At 37.8% G+C, this 18123-nt stretch carries 13 protein-coding genes; 6 read left to right on the top strand and 7 right to left on the bottom strand.

Translation table 11 applies throughout. From position 1 onward, the window contains the following. Positions 1-597 precede the first annotated feature (597 nt). The 5 genes from CEV08_RS01030 to CEV08_RS01050 form a co-directional block, all read right to left on the bottom strand. Positions 598-1488: a metallophosphoesterase family protein gene (locus CEV08_RS01030; RefSeq protein ID WP_100129939.1), complete on the bottom strand. Its 891-nt coding sequence runs from the start codon at positions 1486-1488 to the stop codon at positions 598-600. Positions 1489-2386: 898 nt separating this feature from the next. Continuing rightward, complete coding sequence (locus tag CEV08_RS01035) at positions 2387-4483, bottom strand: glutamine amidotransferase (protein WP_100129940.1); 2097 nt, start codon at positions 4481-4483, stop codon at positions 2387-2389. Then, the gene (locus CEV08_RS01040; RefSeq protein ID WP_100129941.1) at positions 4480-7278 is read right to left on the bottom strand and encodes a DUF4159 domain-containing protein; all 2799 of its coding nucleotides are present in this window, start codon (positions 7276-7278) and stop codon (positions 4480-4482) included. Before CEV08_RS01040 ends, CEV08_RS01035 begins: the two co-directional genes overlap by 4 nt. Next, positions 7275-8186, bottom strand: a complete 912-nt coding sequence (locus CEV08_RS01045) for a DUF58 domain-containing protein (protein WP_100129942.1) — start codon at positions 8184-8186, stop codon at positions 7275-7277. The genes CEV08_RS01040 and CEV08_RS01045 overlap by 4 nt, the downstream gene beginning before the upstream one ends. A gap of 1 nt (position 8187) precedes the next feature. Further along, positions 8188-9219: an AAA family ATPase gene (locus CEV08_RS01050; RefSeq protein WP_100129943.1), complete on the bottom strand. Its 1032-nt coding sequence runs from the start codon at positions 9217-9219 to the stop codon at positions 8188-8190. A gap of 250 nt (positions 9220-9469) precedes the next feature. Here CEV08_RS01050 and CEV08_RS01055 point away from each other — a divergent pair, with 250 nt between their 5' ends. Next, on the top strand, positions 9470-10723 hold the full coding sequence (locus CEV08_RS01055) for a CCA tRNA nucleotidyltransferase (protein WP_100129944.1): 1254 nt from the start codon (positions 9470-9472) through the stop codon (positions 10721-10723). Between the two features lie 649 nt (positions 10724-11372). On the opposite strand, the gene CEV08_RS01060 is transcribed toward CEV08_RS01055, so the two are convergent. After that, the gene (locus CEV08_RS01060) at positions 11373-11849 is read right to left on the bottom strand and encodes a tRNA (cytidine(34)-2'-O)-methyltransferase (RefSeq protein ID WP_100130083.1); all 477 of its coding nucleotides are present in this window, start codon (positions 11847-11849) and stop codon (positions 11373-11375) included. Positions 11850-12442: 593 nt separating this feature from the next. On the opposite strand from CEV08_RS01060, the gene petA reads away from it, so the two are divergent. The 4 genes from petA (at position 12443) to CEV08_RS01080 (ending at position 15690) form a co-directional block, all read left to right on the top strand. After that, positions 12443-12991: a ubiquinol-cytochrome c reductase iron-sulfur subunit gene (petA, locus tag CEV08_RS01065; protein ID WP_100129945.1), complete on the top strand. Its 549-nt coding sequence runs from the start codon at positions 12443-12445 to the stop codon at positions 12989-12991. Between the two features lie 4 nt (positions 12992-12995). Next, a complete protein-coding gene (locus CEV08_RS01070) occupies positions 12996-14252 on the top strand; it encodes a cytochrome b (RefSeq protein ID WP_100129946.1) in 1257 nt (418 codons plus the stop codon). Continuing rightward, positions 14246-15121, top strand: coding sequence for a cytochrome c1 (locus CEV08_RS01075; protein WP_100129947.1), 876 nt, complete (start codon positions 14246-14248; stop codon positions 15119-15121). The genes CEV08_RS01070 and CEV08_RS01075 overlap by 7 nt, the downstream gene beginning before the upstream one ends. 128 nt (positions 15122-15249) lie before the next feature. Continuing rightward, positions 15250-15690, top strand: a complete 441-nt coding sequence (locus CEV08_RS01080) for a PRC-barrel domain-containing protein (RefSeq protein ID WP_100129948.1) — start codon at positions 15250-15252, stop codon at positions 15688-15690. 155 nt (positions 15691-15845) lie between these two features. On the opposite strand, the gene ychF is transcribed toward CEV08_RS01080, so the two are convergent. Beyond that, positions 15846-16949, bottom strand: a complete 1104-nt coding sequence (gene ychF, locus CEV08_RS01085) for a redox-regulated ATPase YchF (protein WP_100129949.1) — start codon at positions 16947-16949, stop codon at positions 15846-15848. A gap of 254 nt (positions 16950-17203) precedes the next feature. Here ychF and CEV08_RS01090 point away from each other — a divergent pair, with 254 nt between their 5' ends. Beyond that, positions 17204-17944, top strand: a complete 741-nt coding sequence (locus tag CEV08_RS01090; RefSeq protein ID WP_100129950.1) for a L,D-transpeptidase — start codon at positions 17204-17206, stop codon at positions 17942-17944. The last annotated feature ends 179 nt before the right edge of the window (positions 17945-18123 follow it).

The raw sequence follows: 18123 nt of genomic DNA on the forward strand, positions 1-18123 counted from the left end.
CTATTTAGTATCTATTTAGTATAATAGTATAGGATCATTTCAAATCTATTTATCATAAATCAATCAATATCATTTATTTATAAATTATAAAGGGGGAGTTATTGAAATTATATGTTTTAGTTATTATTCGGCTTTTTATCGTCATTGATATTTAGATATAGAAGCTAAATAAGCTTCTTTATTATCCTATAAAATATCATGACTGTAGGGGTATGAGGATTTTGCGTATGAAATGATTTGGAGGGAGTGTGCGATGAAATGAAAAGCAAGGTTTATAGAGTTTTTTGAAGTAAGTCGCATGCACAATCGGCGGGTGGAATCGGTGCGAAAAGAATTCGGATTATTGATAGGCCAAATAGGGTAGAAATCTTTGTTTTTGAGAACGGAAAGGAAGTAAACCAATGAATTGGTAAAGCCATTCACATAAGTGGGGTGAGCCAATGGTGCTCTCTGAGAGAAATTGATCTATCAACAAGAAGGATGAATTTTGTCTTGTTAAGAGAAGGAGGGCAACAAAATTATAATTCACAAAGGGATATGAAGTAGAACATATTTTCGCTTTAGGTTGTTTGGGGAACGCTAGATGTATTTTAGCATTTAAAGATTAATTGTTTCAGTACAGGCGATCTCGTTTTGGGGGGTGATAATGCTATAACGTTGCAATTGACAGTGCCATTGATTTTGTAAGAGTTCAATGGCAAATAAGTTAAAGCCTGCGGGTGGCTTTTTATCACCAAAAGCTTGTGAGGCGGAAGGAACACCAATCGTAGGAATTTTTTTAATGGGTCCTTCAATCCACTTCAATGTGGGCAAATGCGTATGTCCGTGAAGAATAAGTTCGCAACCGTGATGTTTGATAACATCTAGAAAACGTTTTGTATCCCGTAGTTTTTTATGCCAAGATGTTGCCTTGGGAAAAGGGGGATGATGGATCATAACAACACGAAAAAGGTTGCGTTGTGCTGCTTCATTTAAAAGGTGGGGTAACGTTTGCGCTTGCATTTTACCAAAATAACCAGAAGCTTGAAAAGGGAGGGTCGCAATGGCTGAAGAAGCAGCTATGATGGCAACATCTTCGCGAATGCGCATATAAGGAAAAGGAAAGGCGCCTTTTTGAGGCACATCACCTGTAATCCAAGGTTTAAAGAGAGTACATGCTTTTTGGAAGGCTCCGCGAACATAGGCATCATGATTTCCAAATGTCAAAGAAATATCTTGAGGTTGTCCCAAGTTAAGGAGCCAACGGTGGGCTTGTTCAAATTCCTTATCGAGAGCAAGGTTCACGAGATCACCAGAGATCACAAGATGATCTGGCTTTTTTTTGTTTAAGGCATCGATTAAAATTTCGAGAACATTTGTTGCCATTTGACTCTTACGTTTTTTTTGCCAATTTAAGTAACCGGTAAGACGCTTTCCAGAAAGTTCAAAAAGGGAAGGTTTTGGGAGAGGGGAAAGATGTACATCCGATATATGGGCAAGATAAAACATAAAAGCTCATAGAGTATTAAAAACGATTAAAAAATAAACATAAGATAAGTTGGTGCTGAAAGGCAAGAAGGATTATAAAATGAAAAAGCGCTTGTTGAAAGTATGAGAAAATTGGGGGAAGAATTGATGCTGTATTGTATTTTTTATGAAAAAAGGACAGCATAATACAACAGGTCATTCCTAGCAATTGATATGTTTCTTCTGTATGGTGGGATCAGCTTTACAATAATGATCATAAAATTTAAAGGTGTTTAAACAGCTTTTATACGATCACCTATTATCATAAAAAAATCTAATCGCTCAGTATAAAATGTATTGTATTTATCAGGAATTTTTACAGTTTTACGCTGCCATATATCACTTCTAATGTGAGATGTTTTTTACAAAAAAACAGTACGCTTTAAGATGAATATCACAAATAAAATATCCCCCAATAAAATATTATTGTGTTATACATTCACATATTTTTTTGAAGAAATATTTCCTTATGCACTTGATTCTATATCACAAAAATTCTCAATGCTATGAAAAGTCTCGCTTATAAAGCTTATTATGCACGGCCATCTTTAGACTTATACAAAGTGCTAACCAAAGCCGTCATACGATCCCATCAAAACTTTATAAAAATTCTTGCTTTAAGAGGATTCATAAGAAACATTTTTTTCTTTTTCAATAGTTTTTATCCATACGACACTTCTTCTCATGATGTGCAAGAGAATGATTTTAGTTGATTCAATATGGGAAGGATTACAAATAAAGAAAATCCTCTTGGGAATAATAACGCAATATGAAAAAATGGTAAGTTACTCATTATAAGTCATTTTGTCTAAGTGTAAAAAAAACAAGTAAACACATAAAAAGATAAGCTTAAAACGACTCTTCGAAATCTTAAGATTTTTTAACGACCTTCACGATACCACATGCTGCACAACAGTAAAAGGCAAACAAGCAGTGCAACAAAACCAGAAAATATCGAAAAATAAAAAGTATTGATTAAACGAGTTTCTGTCGCTTCTTTCAAAATAATTGAATGTGCTGGGGAAGGGAACAGGCTTTTTTTTGATTGAACCAGTTTGAATGGAGGAAGATAAAAAATTTCTTTTCCCTCAGGGTATAAACGTCCAATGTATCCACCAGTATGCTTAATGATGGGGGCTAATTTTTCTTGTGTTGAAATTAAGTCAAACAATTCAAGATTATCGAGCATTCCTACAGAAGACAGTATTGTTAGATCGCCATTTTTGATAGTAAAAATCCCAGTTTCATCAGTGGCTACAGCTGCGGTGAAGAGACCTTCTTTCTCTTTAGTAAGGATGATCTTTTGTTTTTTTCCAGAAGGAAAAGTTATTTCAGCGGGTTCTGGATGATCTTTTAGAGTTTGACGGCGAATTGTTAAATGATGATGGCTGCTGGTCGCGTTTAATTTTTCTTCCTCAAGTTCTGGTTCTTTCATGAGCCAATGGGCAATTCGGCGATAAAGAGCTGCATAAGGACCACCACCTTCAAAACCTCGTGCCCAAAGCCAACTTTCATCGGAAAGTAACATGCCTACACGCCCTTTATCAACATGGGAAAGAAGTAAAAGTGGTTGTTCATCGGCGCCTTTCATGAGAGCAATTCCGTTGTTTATATTTTGAATAGCAATTTGTCGCAGCCAACGCCCCCATTGAGAAGCTGGAAGGTTAAGCGTTGCAAGATCCCTCGTGACAGGATGGCGCTCACCCTCTCTGGTTAATGCAGGACGAAAAGGTTTTTCAATAATAGCGCCATTAGGCAATGCTGGTAGAATACTTATTAAAGGTGTTTTCGCAAGTGAGTTTTTTTGGGTAAATTCAGGTCCTGTTACCATCAGCAATGCACCACCCTTTTGTACATATTGGGCGATATAATCATAATAGATTAAAGGTAAAACAGTAGAGTGCTGGTAACCATCAAGGATGATGAGATCAAAGTTATTAATCTCTTCAACAAAGAGTTTTCTTGTGGGAAAGACCACCAAGGATAATTGGCTTAAAGGCGTGTTATCTGCTTTGGTGGGGGGACGCAAAATCGTAAAGTGAACAAGGTCAATATTGGAGTCACCTTTTAAAAGATCACGCCATGTCCGTTCTCCATTATAAGGGGCACCTGAAATAAGAAGAACGCGTAAATTTTCTCTAATGCCTTCAATAGTTGTTATGGCGCGGTTGTTTTCAAAGCTTAGTTCACCTTTGTAAGGCTCAGTTGTTGCTTGGATAATATTTTTTTCAGCATGGGGAAGGGTAATTTCAGTTTGAAAAATAATCCCAGGCGTTACAGAATAATGGCCAACTTCTTGTCCATTAACGCTGAGTGTAATATCGGCTTTCTGGGGTATTTTTTCTTGGGGGGCTCCTTGATCTTTTACCAAAATGGAGAGCCTTTGTGGTTTATTGACAAGGGCAAAGCGTGGAGGAGAAATAAACTTGATTTGACGATCAAATTCATCTGAACGTCCTGTGATCAAAGCATTAAGAGGTGCCTCATGATGAAGATCTGATAGGTTAGGAATGTCATGCACTTGTCCATCAGTGATAAAAATGGTTCCTGCATAACGAGAGGGCGGTACATCAGAAAGTGCTTGTGTTAAAGCATCAAACAAATTTGTTGAGGGGGTATATTGATTATCAGCCAGTTTTCCAGCTTCAATAAAACGTGGTTCAAATTGTGGGTAATGTGCCAATGTTTTGATTAATTGCGCGCGCGCTTCATCACTGTCTTTTATTCGTGTTCCAAAAGTTTGGCTTTTGCTGCGGTCAATGACAATACCTACAGTGCTTTTTAGGGGTTCGCGTTGTTCTTTGATAAACATTGGATTGAGCAAAGCAAGAATGAGAGTGCTCAATGCCATCAGACGAAATAAAGATCCTTGACGCCGTGTAACAAGACCAACAATGACAAAAAGGATGGATATTCCGCTTAACAGCAGAATCCAAAAGAGGGGTAAAAAAGGCTGAAAAGTGAAAAATGGTATCATTGCCTTCTTTCTCTTTTAAAGCGTTCCAAGAGTGCTGGAACATGAACTTGGTCCGCTTTATAGTTTCCAGTAAGCACATAAAGGACAATATTGAGTCCTGCACGAAATGCCCATAGACGTTGCATGGGATCATTGGGAACAAGGGGATATTTCCATGTTCCTTTTTCATCAAGTGCCCATGCTCCAGCAAAGTTATTTGCAGTGATGAGCAGGGAACTTACATTATCGCCGCTGGCAAGGGAATTTTTATTTTTTTTGTTCGTTGATGAGGATTCAACCCATAAAGGTGAACCACGGTAGAGACCAGGAAAATCCGGCATAATATAAAAAGAACGCGCAACAACATGATCTGTTGATGCGGGCTCAATGGAGGGAATGTTCAATCCTTTTAAGATGGTTCGTAATCTTTGCGTTTCTGGAGTGGCATCTCCTTCAAGATTAAGATTGCTTTTTATCTGATCGCGCGTGTCAAATAAAATGGTTCCTCCATGCTTCATAAAGTTATTTATTTTTTCAAGACTTTTTGGAGTTAGTGTAGGGCTATTCACATCAATGGGCCAGTAAATAAGAGGATAAAAGGAGAGTTCATCTTTATCGAGATCAAGTGCTGTAACAGAGCCGGGGGTAAGCATTGTGCGTTCTGCGATAAATTGGCTTAAGGCTTCTAGACCACTTTTACTCGTTGTATCAATTTCATGATTGTTGGTTATAACGTAGGCAAGATGCGTTGCACCAGCGGCTTGTACACTATCATGATGATTTTCTGTTGTTTGTGCATGAAGCTTTGGATTATATGAAAACAGGGCAATCAAAATGATGAGAGGGAGGAAAAACATATTACGCCGTTTATTGAAAGAAAAAATACCTCCCATCCATAAAATGAGAAAATTATCAAAGGCAAATAATAAGAGAGCTAATCCTAAAAGAGGACCGATAAGATTTTGTTCTTTTGTATCGTAAGATAAAGGGCTCTTATTAAGAGAAGTTGGTAATGATGATTGTTTCATCAAGCGCGATGAATCCGTTAAGAGATTGAGTGCATAAAAATCGTTTTTAACACCATAAAGTCCTGGGGGCGTATGATAGGAAGGACGGGGTGGATGTTGAGCGTCAAGGATCAGTGGAATAACAGCAGAGGGTGGTACTTGTAATTGTCCGTCAATGGCTATGGTTCGCCAAGGGTTTTGTACCATTATTCTTTTTTCTCTATGTGTTAGGTTTGTGTTTTCATAAGATCCTAATGTGATTAGTTTTTGCAACATTTGTGCAAAAAAGCCAGAAAGAGGAAGATTAGACCATGTAGGGTCAGGGGCAATATGAATGAGAATGAGGGTTCCTTTACCACGTTTTGCGGCGGTAATAAGAGGGGTTCCATCCGAAAGGCTAAGCCATGTTTTTTCAAAAAGATCTGGGGTTGGTTCTGCCAAGATTTGGCGCGAGACAGTGATATCTTCTGGAAAAGGAAGATCAAAGAAAAAGCTATTTTTTGCAAAAGGGGCAAGCTTTTGTGGTTTCGTCCAAGACATAATACTTCCAAGGGAACGTTGCCCCTGACGAAGCGGTACCGGAAGGAGACTATCGTCATGTTCTGTACTACTGAGCTTTTCTCCTGCAAAGCGGATGAGTGTTCCCCCTTTATTCACAAAATCAGAAAGCTTTTTTTCTGCTTTTTCAGGAATATTAACCATGTCTCCCATAATGAAAACAGATGGATTTTGTTTCAGCAAATGATCAATATCTGTTGAAAGTTCTCTTCCAGTGGAAGTTATAAACTGTGTATGATCTCGTAATGCTTTGATAATATAATAAAATGGAGAAAGTAAAGGCTGTGCCATTTCATTGGTATCGGGGGAGAGAAGAGCAACACGGTTTACTTTGTTATGGCTGTCTACTAAAAAAGTTGCAGCAGCATGGTTTTGGTTATTGATTTTTATCCAAGCGATATCGTTGCGTAGTTCAAGGGGGACATCAAAAGGAACAAGTGCTGTTGTTTCACCTTCAGAGAATTTTTTTGTAAATTGACCAAGAAGTTGATTGTTTAAATCATAAAGGCTGAGTGTAGCAGGCGTTGTACCGTGTGTTGTTGAGCGAATAATACGCGCAACCATATTTCCATCGTTATTTTCTATGGATGTTATGCCAGTTAAATCGGAAATATCAGCCAAATACCATAAGAAATTTTTAGGCTTTAATTCTTCAAGCAGAGCAAAAGTTTGCTTATCTTCATTTGTTTGTAATCCATCACTTAAATAAGCAATATCAAGCGGTTTTCCTTTGGTTATTTCGCTGAGTTTTTTAAAGCTATGTATACGGTTGACAGGCCAAGGGCGCGGTTGCAAATGCATTAAATGCTTCTTTATAATCTTTGCTGGTTGGGGTTCCTCATTGAAGAGGTCACTTTCAGCCGTTGCAACAAGATAAATATTTTTTTGCTGTTTTTCTGCTTGTGCAAGGAGTTTTTCAGCAATAGAGATGCGTTTTTTCCATTCTTTTACAGATGCCCAACCATTATCAATAATGAGTGCAAGGGGGTGAGATCCAGGAAAGCTTATTGGTTTTTGATTCAAAGTGGGGCGGGCTAGAGCTATGATAACAAGTGCAGCGATGGTTAAACGCAACAAGAGCAGCCACCAAGGGGTCTGTTTTGCTTCTTTCTTCTGATGAGTTGGCTTGGGTAAGAAACGAAAAGGCGGAAAGAGCTCTTTACGCGGAGACGGAGGGGTTATCCGCAACAGCCACCAAATGATCGGTAGAAACAAGAGTCCTAATAACAGAAAGGGAGCAGCAAAACTCAAAGTGCCCTCCTTTTTTGCAATGAAGAGTCACTCATCGTATTTGCAAGATGTAAAATGGTTTCTGTTAAAGGTTTATCCGTTGTACTCACGTGATAAGACCAGCCTTGGCGTGCGCAAAAATTTACCAATTCTTGTCGCCGTGCTTGATATAGCTTACAATAGCTCTTACGAAGATTTTCTGCTTTTCCCAAAATGTGTTTTTCTTTCGTTTCAGGATCATAAAATTCTGTATGTCCTGTGTAGGGAAAGCTTTCTTCTGCGGGATCAGCGATTTCAATTAAATGAGCTGTCACCTGTTTTGTCGATAAAACGTTTAAATGTTGGATGATTTTTTCAGGATGGTCGAGAAAATCACTCATTATAATGGCATGTGAAAAGCGTGTAATCGTTGAAAAATCCGGAAATGGATTTTCATTTAAATGATTTTCTAAAGCGAAAGCTATTCGTTCTACGACATTGGAAGTTATTGTGGGGGGAATTAAGTTGGGGATAGCAATATGTTCGCCACTTTGTACCAGAAGTGATGCCAAGGCAAGGGTCAAAATGATAGCATGATTGCCTTTAGAGATTTTAGAAAAGCGCGAACAGTAATGCATCGATGCACTCTGATCAGGCCAAAGCCAAACGGTTTGTGTCATTTGCCATTCGTGCTCGCGTAGATACATATTTTCATCACGTGCTGAGCGACGCCAATCAATGCGGTTAATGGATTCTCCTTCCATATAGGGACGAAATTGCCAAAAATTTTCTCCATTACCGCGTTTGCGCTGCCCATGCCATCCGGTTATTAGTGTATTGGCAATATGACGTGCTTGTAAAAGGAGATGTGGCATTTTGCCAGTCTCCTTATACAACTCTTTTGCCAGCGACAATGGAGATTTTTGTAAAACTTTTTTGCCAAGTGCCATTTTAAAGAGCATCTTTCATAAGTTTATTGATAATATCTTTTACGGTTATATCTTCAGCACGAGCAGAAAAATTAAGAGCCATGCGGTGTTGTAATACAGGATAGGCCAATGCTTCAACATCATCAAGTGAGGGGGCTAAACGCCCATAGTAAAGAGCACGGGCGCGAACACAAAGTGAAAGAGCTTGTGATGCACGCGGACCAGGGCCCCAAGAAACATAAGTATTGGCGAGGTTATTGTCTTTATCAGGGCGGGCTGAGCGGACAATTTTTAAAATAGCTTCGATCACATTTTCTGAAAGAGGCATTTTGCGAACGATATTTTGAATTTTTTGCAACTTTTTGGCGGATAAAATTGCTTTTGCATTTGATTTTTTTTCTTTTGTTGTTTCTAAAATAATCCGCCGCTCTGTTGTAAGGTCAGGATAATCAATATCAATTTGCATCAAAAAGCGATCAAGTTGAGCTTCAGGAAGTGGATAAGTTCCTTCTTGTTCGAGGGGATTTTGTGTTGCAAGAACATGAAAAGGTTGTGGCAAATCATAACGAGTTCCTGCAACGGTTACATGATATTCCTGCATAGCTTGTAAAAGAGCTGACTGCGTGCGTGGAGAGGCACGGTTGATTTCATCGGCCATGAGAAGTTGTGTAAAAATGGGACCTTGAACGTAGCGAAAAGAACGTTTTCCCTCTTTATCGGAATCCATAATTTCAGAACCGATAATGTCTGATGGCATTAAGTCTGGGGTAAATTGGATACGTTTTTCATCAAGCCCTAAAACAGTTCCCAATGTTTCCACAAGACGTGTTTTTGCAAGCCCTGGAGCGCTGACAAGAAGAGCATGACCACCAGCAAAAATAGCCGTTAAAACATATTCAATGATATGACTTTGCCCAAAAATAACTTTGTCAATTTCTTGTTGTATAATATCTAATTCTTTATGTGCCGTATCAATATCCTCAATAATGACTTGGGCTTCATGTTTGGTATTAACCTTTTTCACAGAATTAGATGCTGGATCACGGTGACTCATATTTTTTCCTTAAGGCTTTTATCGCAAAATAGTAATTTTCTCTGCATGATAATGGACATCTTATTGTTTGTAACAGAAAATGAAATGAAAAGAAATGAAGCATCATAAGCCGTTTTTTTATATTCGTATAGATGAAGAGAAAAGTTTCTTTGAAAGAAAAAGGCGTATTTTTAAGGGATGTTTTAAAAACTTTGTTTTATGAAGAGAATTCTTTAAAGCAATAAAGACAACTTTTTTGAAAGGTTAAAGGGTGAACATAAGGAAGAACTTCAAACAGGTTGCATGGTTACAACAAAGTGATATCCAGACACTTCTTCATGTTTTATCTTTAAAGGGGGAAGAGGCGCGTATCGTGGGGGGAGCAGTGCGCAATCAACTATTAGGGCAGCCTATTAGTGATATTGATATTGCGACAACCTGCTTACCGCAACAGATTATTACGCGAGTAGAAGAAGCAGGATTTAAAGCTATTCCTACAGGGATTGCGTTTGGTACCATAACAGTGATTGCGCATTCATGTGCTTATGAGGTCACAACCCTTCGCAGCGATATTGAAACAGATGGTCGTCATGCAAAAGTGGCTTTTGGTCGTGATTGGAAAAAAGATGCTGAACGGCGTGATTTTACGATAAATGCTCTTTATTGTGATGCTGCTGGCAACCTTTATGATGATGTAGGAGGGTTGAGCGATATTGAGAGCCAAACAGTTCGTTTTATCGGTGTTGCAGAAAATCGTATTAGCGAAGATTATTTGCGTATTTTACGGTTTTTTCGCTTTTTTGCATGGTATGGAGCGGGGCGACCGGATGGGCAAGGATTGAAGGCATGTGTTCGTTTAAAACACGGTTTAAAAAAACTTTCTTCTGAGCGTATATGGGCAGAAATGAAAAAGCTTCTTTTAGCTTCTGATCCAACACGTGCTCTTTTATGGATGCGACAAAGTAGAATTTTGTCACTCATTTTTCCTGAAACAGAAAAATGGGGCATTGATGCAATTCACGCATTGGTGAAAACAGAGCAGACGCTTGGTTGGAAAGTTGACCCATTGTTACGGCTAGAAAGCCTTCTTCCTCCTGATCCTATACGTCTTCATAAAATGGCACAGCGCTTGCGTTTTTCCCATAAGGAAACAATACGGTTAAAGGAATGGGCAGAGTTAGAAATAATAACCCAAAACTGTTCTGATCATTTTGTGCAAAAACTGATTTATTTTCATGGGCGACAGCCGGTTTTAGATCAATTATCTTTGTCTGTCGCTGCATCACATGCCGATACTCTAGAAAAAGAGGATGCTTTGCAAAAAACAGAAGATTATCTCAAACTTTATCAGCTTGTTCAAAAATGGCAGATTCCAACTTTTCCCATTAATGGTAACGACTTAATAAAAAAAGGTTTCTCAAAAGGTATCCTTTTAGGAAAAAAGCTTAAAGAACTAGAAATGATATGGGTTGAAAGCGGATTTTTAATGGATCGTCACGCATTATTAGAAAAAATTGATTTATAACATAGGGGTATAAAAGCACAGTTGTTTTTACTTTTTAAATTAAAATAATAATCTATCGTTATTCATATGAAATAAGAGTGCTGAATATTGTAATGTTACCTTATACGTCACAAGCAAGGAAAATCATGTGAGGAAAAATGATGATAGGGAGAAAATTTTTTTGAACGGATAAAGAGAATAATAAGAATAGTTTGCATTTTGTATGAACATAAAAAGGGAGATGCTCAATGGACTTTATACGCGCATAAGAGGGGTGTTTATATCATTCACAGGTGATGGTATGCGGTGGATGTAACGAGCACGAGGAAATATTATATCAAGTGTATGAATGAGTAACACAATGGCATTTTGCGTTTTGTGAGAAAGTGATTTTAATTAAAGAGTTCTTCTTATTTTTGAGTAATATTATTTTATAGCTGTTTATTTTATCAGAATTTGATTATTGGGAAATGGCAGGTGTTATACGCTTTAATTGTTATTTATTTTCTAGCTTATGAGCTTTTAGAGGCTTTATTCAAAAATATCGTTACAAAATATGTGCTTTAAAGATTCATAAAATTCCTGAAAGATGAGCTTTTTCTACTTGTTTGAAAACCAGATTTATACACTTTGATCATTCTATTCAAGCTTTGATAAAATTGTCATGTTTTTATAGATTACAGTTTCCTTCATGATAACCAATTTGGCGTAGTGCTTCTCCTGTTGTGATGGCTACACTCATGGCGAGATTGAGAGAGCGTGCCTGTGGTTGCATGGGAATTTTCAATGTGTAATCAGCTGCTTCATGTACGTAATCGGGAACCCCAGCTGATTCACGACCAAAAAGTAAAACATCATTTTTTTGATAGCATATCTGTGTATAGCATGTTTTTGCTTTTGTACTTAAAAGCAACAGACGGCGATTAAAGTGTTTCATGGAGCTTATAAAATGTTGCCAATCAACGTGTCGTTCTAAGGAAGCATATTCGAGATAATCCAATCCTGCACGTTTGAGATTACGATCCGACAGATTAAAGCCTGCGGGTTCAATAATATGTACATGTAGACCAAAACAAGCACTAATACGTAAAATCGTTCCAGTATTACCAGCAATATCAGGTTGGAAAAGAGCTATATGAAGTGTCATGTTCTCTGTAATATAATTTTTTTCAACTTTGTAAAGAAACGCCATAATTTATTCGAAAAATATGCTTAAAAAATACATGGTTTTTACATTTAATTTTTATGCACTTAAAGTTTCAGAAAAAAGTTACGGATAAAGATTTTTTTTGAGATAAGAGAAAATCTCATGATTGGTGATTCCCTTTGATTAAGCCATACATGAAACGAATTGGCTTGCTATGGTAAGAAGTAAGAGAGTTAATGAGGTTGGATCATTCATTGTGTCTGAGATTTGACTATAGCAAAAAAGTTTTTCTTTTTATATTAGAGTGTTTATTGACATGCTTTCTCCATTTTTGTCAGGGCAAGGAAGGGTTTTGATTGATTGAATAGGAACAGAGATTTGCAATACAAGAAACTTACGGTATTTTGATTTCTATTCACTCTCTAAAGCGATATATTATCATTAAACGCATCTTTTGTGTCAATCATACAAATAGTAGAAGTTTTCTACAGGGGTATTTTATGGGTTAATACAACGGATTTATCAGGCATTGTACAATGGGTGAGGCTATGATAAAAGAGCATTTTAGCGAATAATTTCTTTAAGTTAAGGCAATGGGTGAGCAGACAAGACGGGATTTTCTGTTTTTGGTAACGGCTGTTGCAGGAGCAGTTGGAATGGGGGTGGTTGCGTGGCCTTTTATCCGTCAGTTGCGCCCAGATGAGGCTGTTTTAGCATCTTCTTCCATTGAGGTTGACCTTTCTGGTATTGAAGAGGGGATGTCGGTGACGGTAAAATGGCGAGGACAGCCTGTGGTTATTCGAAACCGTACGGAAAAAGAAATTGCTGATGCGCGTGCTACGGATTTGGGTCTTCTAAAAGATCGTCAAGCGCGTAATCCTAATCTTGAAGATGAAAAAGAAGCGACGGATTTTGCACGTTCAGCAGGTAAAGGGCGTGAAAATTGGCTTATCGTCATTAATCTTTGTACGCATTTAGGCTGTGTAACACTTGGACAATCGGGTAAGTTTGGGGGATGGCTGTGTCCGTGTCATGGATCTGTTTATGACACCGCTGGAAGAGTGCGCTCAGGCCCAGCAAACTATAATTTAGCTATCCCACCTTACCAATTTCTTTCTGATACTTTGCTCAAAATAGGATAAGGTCATGACAAGGTTTCCTCCCTATTGTCCTAAAAGTGCTCTTGCCTGTTGGTTTGATAAGCGTTTTCCTCTTCCTCGTTTTTTTTATAATGCATTTGTGATTTTTCCCGTTCCGCGTAATCTTAATTACTTTTATACATTTGGCGGTATTTTGACCATTATGCTTTTATCACAGCTTTTGACGGGTCTTGTTTTATCACTGCATTATGTTCCAGATGTTCATTTGGCTTTTGAAACGGGTGAACGATTTCGGCGTGAAGGGCAGTTTGGTTGGCTTTTTCGTCCATGGCATAGTGTGGGCTCTTCGTTTTTTTTTATTGCCGTTTATATCCATTTAGCACGTGGACTTTATTACGGTTCTTATAAAAATATGCGAGAAATGGTTTGGGTCACAGGGATTTTTATTTATATCATCATGATGGCAATCGCATTTTTTGGTTATGTGCTTGTTTGGGGGATGATGTCTATTTCAGCTGTTTCAGTGGTTGCAGGGCTTTTAAAAACGATACCTTTGGTGGGGGCATGGTTGCATGAGACTCTTCTTGGTGGTTATGGCGTAGGGCAACCAACATTGAATCGTTTTTATGTTTTCCATTATGTTTTATCATTTGTTTTGCTTCTTTTTGTGGGGCTTCATATTTGGGCAATTCACTGTGTTGGGCAAGGAAATCCAACGGGTCTTGTTATACAATCAGATAAGGAAACGGTACCATTTTCGCCTTATGCGCTTATAAAAGATATTTTTGCCATTACCGTTTTTCTGATCTTTTTTGCTTGGTTTTTATTTTATATGCCCGATTATATGGGGCAAGTTGAAAATTATAGCGGTGCTGATCCTTTAAAGGCACCTCTTCGTGTGGTTCCAGAATGGTATTTCTTGCCTTTTTATGCAATGCTGCGTGCTATAACTTTTGATATCGGTATTTTTTCTTCAACTTTTGTGGGCTTTTTTCTCTTCGTCAGTTCGATTATCGTTTTAATATTTGTTCCATGGTTAGACCGCTCTAAAATATGTTCAGCAAGATATCGACCTGTTTATAAAATTTTCTTTTGGGCGTTGGTTTTTGATGTTGTTTTTCTTGGTTGGTTGGGGTCCAGAGAAATAAGTGACAGAATTCTTTTATGGGCGCAATTGGCTACGATTTATTATTTTATATTCTTTTTGGTTATTTTACCAGTTTTGCCTATGTTTGAAAAAAGTCGTTCTCTTCCTTCTTCGATTATGCAAGATCTGAAACAGAAAAAAAAGAGACTATGGTAAATGTTCTTATTGGACTGATTGTTATTATTGCGATGAGCTTTTCTGCTCAGAGTTTGGCTAGTCACGCTTCTGATCGATCGGATCAAGAGGAGGAACCTATTTCTTTTCCTGTACGGATTCCTAAAAAACAAGATTGGAGTTTTTCAGGGCCATTTGGGTTTTATGATAAGGCGCAATTGCGGCGTGGGTTAAAGGTTTATAAACAAGTTTGCTCCAGCTGCCATGGGCTAAAATATGTGGCTTTTCGCCATTTAAAAGATCTTGGGTATGATCAAGAACAGATTAAAGCTTTGGCGGCACAATATGAAGTGCGCGATGGCCCCAATCGAGAAGGAAAATTTTTTAAACGTGCTGGGGTTGCAACAGATTATTTTCCTTCTCCCTTTATGAATGAAGAAGAAGCAAGGTTTGTTTTAAATGGTGCTTATCCTCCAGATTTGTCATTAATAGCACGTGCACGTGGCGTTTCTTTGCCGTTTCCTGCTTTAATTACTGATGTCTTGACTCATTATGATACGGCTGGTCCTGATTATATTACAGCTCTTTTAACAGGATATCAGGAGACGCCGAAGAAGATAAAAATTGCTGATGGTTATTGGTATAATCCTTATTTTATTGCCAATAATTCTTTAACGATGGCGCCTCCTTTAAGTGATGGTATGATTGTTTATGAAGATGGAACGCCCCAAACCGTTGAGTATTATGCGCGTGATGTTGCTGCTTTTTTGATGTGGGCTGCCGATCCTCATATGGAAATTCGTAAAAAAACCGGTTTTCGTGTTATTTTATTTTTAATCATTTTTGCAGGGCTTATTTATATTTTAAAAAATCGTATTTGGTGTGGTTTAGAGGAAGAAACAAAAGACTAAATAGAGAGAAAAGGATAAATTAATTACTCTTGAAAGAATGGAGAGCATAAAGAATATAAGGAACAATTCTGTTTATGATGCATTGAGGCTTTATAAAGTAAAAGCAAAGTAAAAATGGAGATGTTAAAATGAAAAAAATTACATGTACTGCTCTTATGTCAATTTTGATGGTTTCTAGTACTTATGCTCAGTCTTTTGAAGTGCCTTCTAAACCTGAAATAATTTCTTCGACAGGTATTGTACAGGTGGGGATCGATAAGTCTATGCGTTATGTAACCCCTTTGGCAACGGATTTTGTTGCTTCCAGCCTTATAGGTGCCAATGTTTATAATATAGAAGATGAAAATATTGGTGAAGTAAAAGATATTATTTTACGTGACAATAATATTGCGGGATTTGTTGTTGCTGTTGGTGGTTTCCTTGGCATAGGAGAGAGTTATGTGGTCGTTTCTCCAGAAACAATTCAGATGACAAATGATTATGGTAAGTGGAAACTTATTACAAATGCGACCAAGGATTCTTTGAAGAACGCTCCAACATTTAAATACGAAGGACGTTGGACACGCTAATTTTATATTTCCATTCTTTAATGGATAAAACTGTTGCTATCATAATAATAGAGTAGCAACAGTTTTTTATTCTGAAGACTTTTGAGAGCTTTTGCCACAAGCTTTCATGAGCTTATTAGAAAATTTTAAGATACAATATTAAGGAAGAGTGAAAATTAGGTATTATGTTTAAATAACATGATATCGCCATCTTGCACAATGTATTCTTTCCCTTCATCGCGGGCTTTGCCTGCTTCTTTTGCACCGCTTTCTCCCCCCAGAGTAATATAGTCATTGTAGCTGATGGTTTGAGCACGAATGAAGCCGCGTTCAAAATCTGAGTGAATAACACCAGCTGCTTGGGGGGCTTTTGTACCACGTGTAATTGTCCATGCTCGTGTTTCTTTAGGCCCACAGGTGAAGTAAGTAATGAGATCAAGTAAATGATAACCAGCACGAATAAGGCGATTTAAACTTGGTTCAAAGAGCCTTAGAGCATCAAGATACTCTGCTGCTTCGGCTTCACTCAGTTGTGTAATTTCCGCTTCGATAGAAGCAGAAATGATAATGCTTTGCGCATTTTGCTCTGTTGCCATTTTTTCAACTGTTTGTGTAAAGCTATTTCCATGAGCGGCGTCATTTTCGCTTACGTTGCAAACATAAAGTACAGGCTTGGAAGTGAGAAGATTTAAACTCTTCAGAATGTGGTGTTCATCGGAAGAGATATCCATGAGTAATAACCGGACTGGATTTCCCTGTTGCAGGATATTTAATGCTTTTTCCATAACAGGTAGAATTGTGAGAGCTTCTTTGTCTTTTCCGGTCGCGCGTTTACGGATTTGTATGATTCGTCTCTCAAGACTTTCGAGATCCGCAAGCATAAGCTCAGTTTCAACTGTTGTTGCATCAGAAATAGGATCAATACGTCCTTCTACGTGGGTAATATCGTCATTTTGAAAACAGCGTAAAACGTGGATAATAGCATCGACTTCGCGAATATTAGCTAAAAATTTGTTCCCTAAACCTTCTCCTTTTGAAGCACCTCGTACAAGCCCTGCAATATCAACGAAATTAATGCGTGTAGGAATAATTTCTTTTGAACCGGCAATCGAGGCAACTTTTTCCATTCGTAAATCTGGAACAGCAACTTCACCAGTATTAGGTTCAATGGTACAAAAAGGATAATTGGCAGCCTGTGCAGTGGCTGTTTTTGTTAATGCATTAAAGAGAGTTGATTTCCCAACATTAGGTAATCCGACAATACCGCATTTAAAGCCCATGAGAGTCTTTCTTTTCTATTAATTTATGGTCAAGATAAAGCCTCTTTTTTATAACATATTTTCAAAAGAGTTATAGTCTTTGTCTTGCGATAAGTGAGAAAAAAGTCTACAGCGGCAAATAATCTGCTTTTTTTATTTTTTAAAGTTTTTTTATCTTAATAATTTAAGAAAACTTCGAGTTAATGTTAATAGTGTGCTAAGTTTTTCATGATACGCAAATCCGCATAAATAATTAACTCGGAGAAAATAAAAGAGTGTTATCTCGTTGTGCTTTTTTAATTGCAGCACTTTTAGCTTTAGCTGGATGTGCTACACATCAGTCAGATATGCCATCGGCTTCTTTTCAACAAGCTCGATACATTTCACCAGAAATACAGGCTTTGTATGGTCCTGTAACGAATGAAATTTATCCGTTACCTGCTATTGATCTTGCGACAATTGATCCAAAATATTGGCGACAAGAAGTGATTTATTATACATCTTATCCTCCTGGAACATTGGTTATCGATACGCAAGAATGTTTTCTTTACCTTATTGGTGAAAATGGAAAAGCTTTGCGTTATGGGATTGGGGTCGGTAAAGAAGGTCTCGCATTTGAAGGTGAGGGGGTTGTACAGCGCAAGCGCCGGTGGCCAAATTGGGCTCCTACTGCCGCAATGATGGCTCGAGAACCAGAACGTTATGGTCATTTGGGGCAAGGAATGCCTCCTGGACCTGATAATCCATTGGGCGCGCGCGCGCTTTATCTTTTCAAAAATGGGAAAGATACACTTTTCCGTATTCATGGCTCACATGAATCGTGGTCAATTGGGCGTTCTATTTCAAGTGGGTGTATCCGTTTGCTTAATCAAGATATTATTGATCTTTATGATCGTGTTCCCGTTGGTTCGCGTGTTGTGGTATTGGAAAATAAGAGGAGTGAACCTACAGTTTATAGTCAACAATTAAATAGCTATGATCCGCTACAATCAACCATTCAGGCAAATGACTTTTAATTCTAGGGAGAAGATTGGAGAGAGCCATTGGAGTATTTTGGTTTGCTGTTCAATCTTCTTTTCTCCAAAAAGAAGACATAAATCTCTTTTGTTCAAAAGGTATGTAGAAATATCATTATTCTATTTACTAGGCGTATAATGCTATCAACAGTTTTTTCCTTTGAGAAGGTTCATAAGGG

Origin of the sequence: Bartonella tribocorum (assembly GCF_002778015.1) — a bacterium.
In the GTDB taxonomy this organism is placed as follows: domain Bacteria; phylum Pseudomonadota; class Alphaproteobacteria; order Rhizobiales; family Rhizobiaceae; genus Bartonella; species Bartonella tribocorum_B.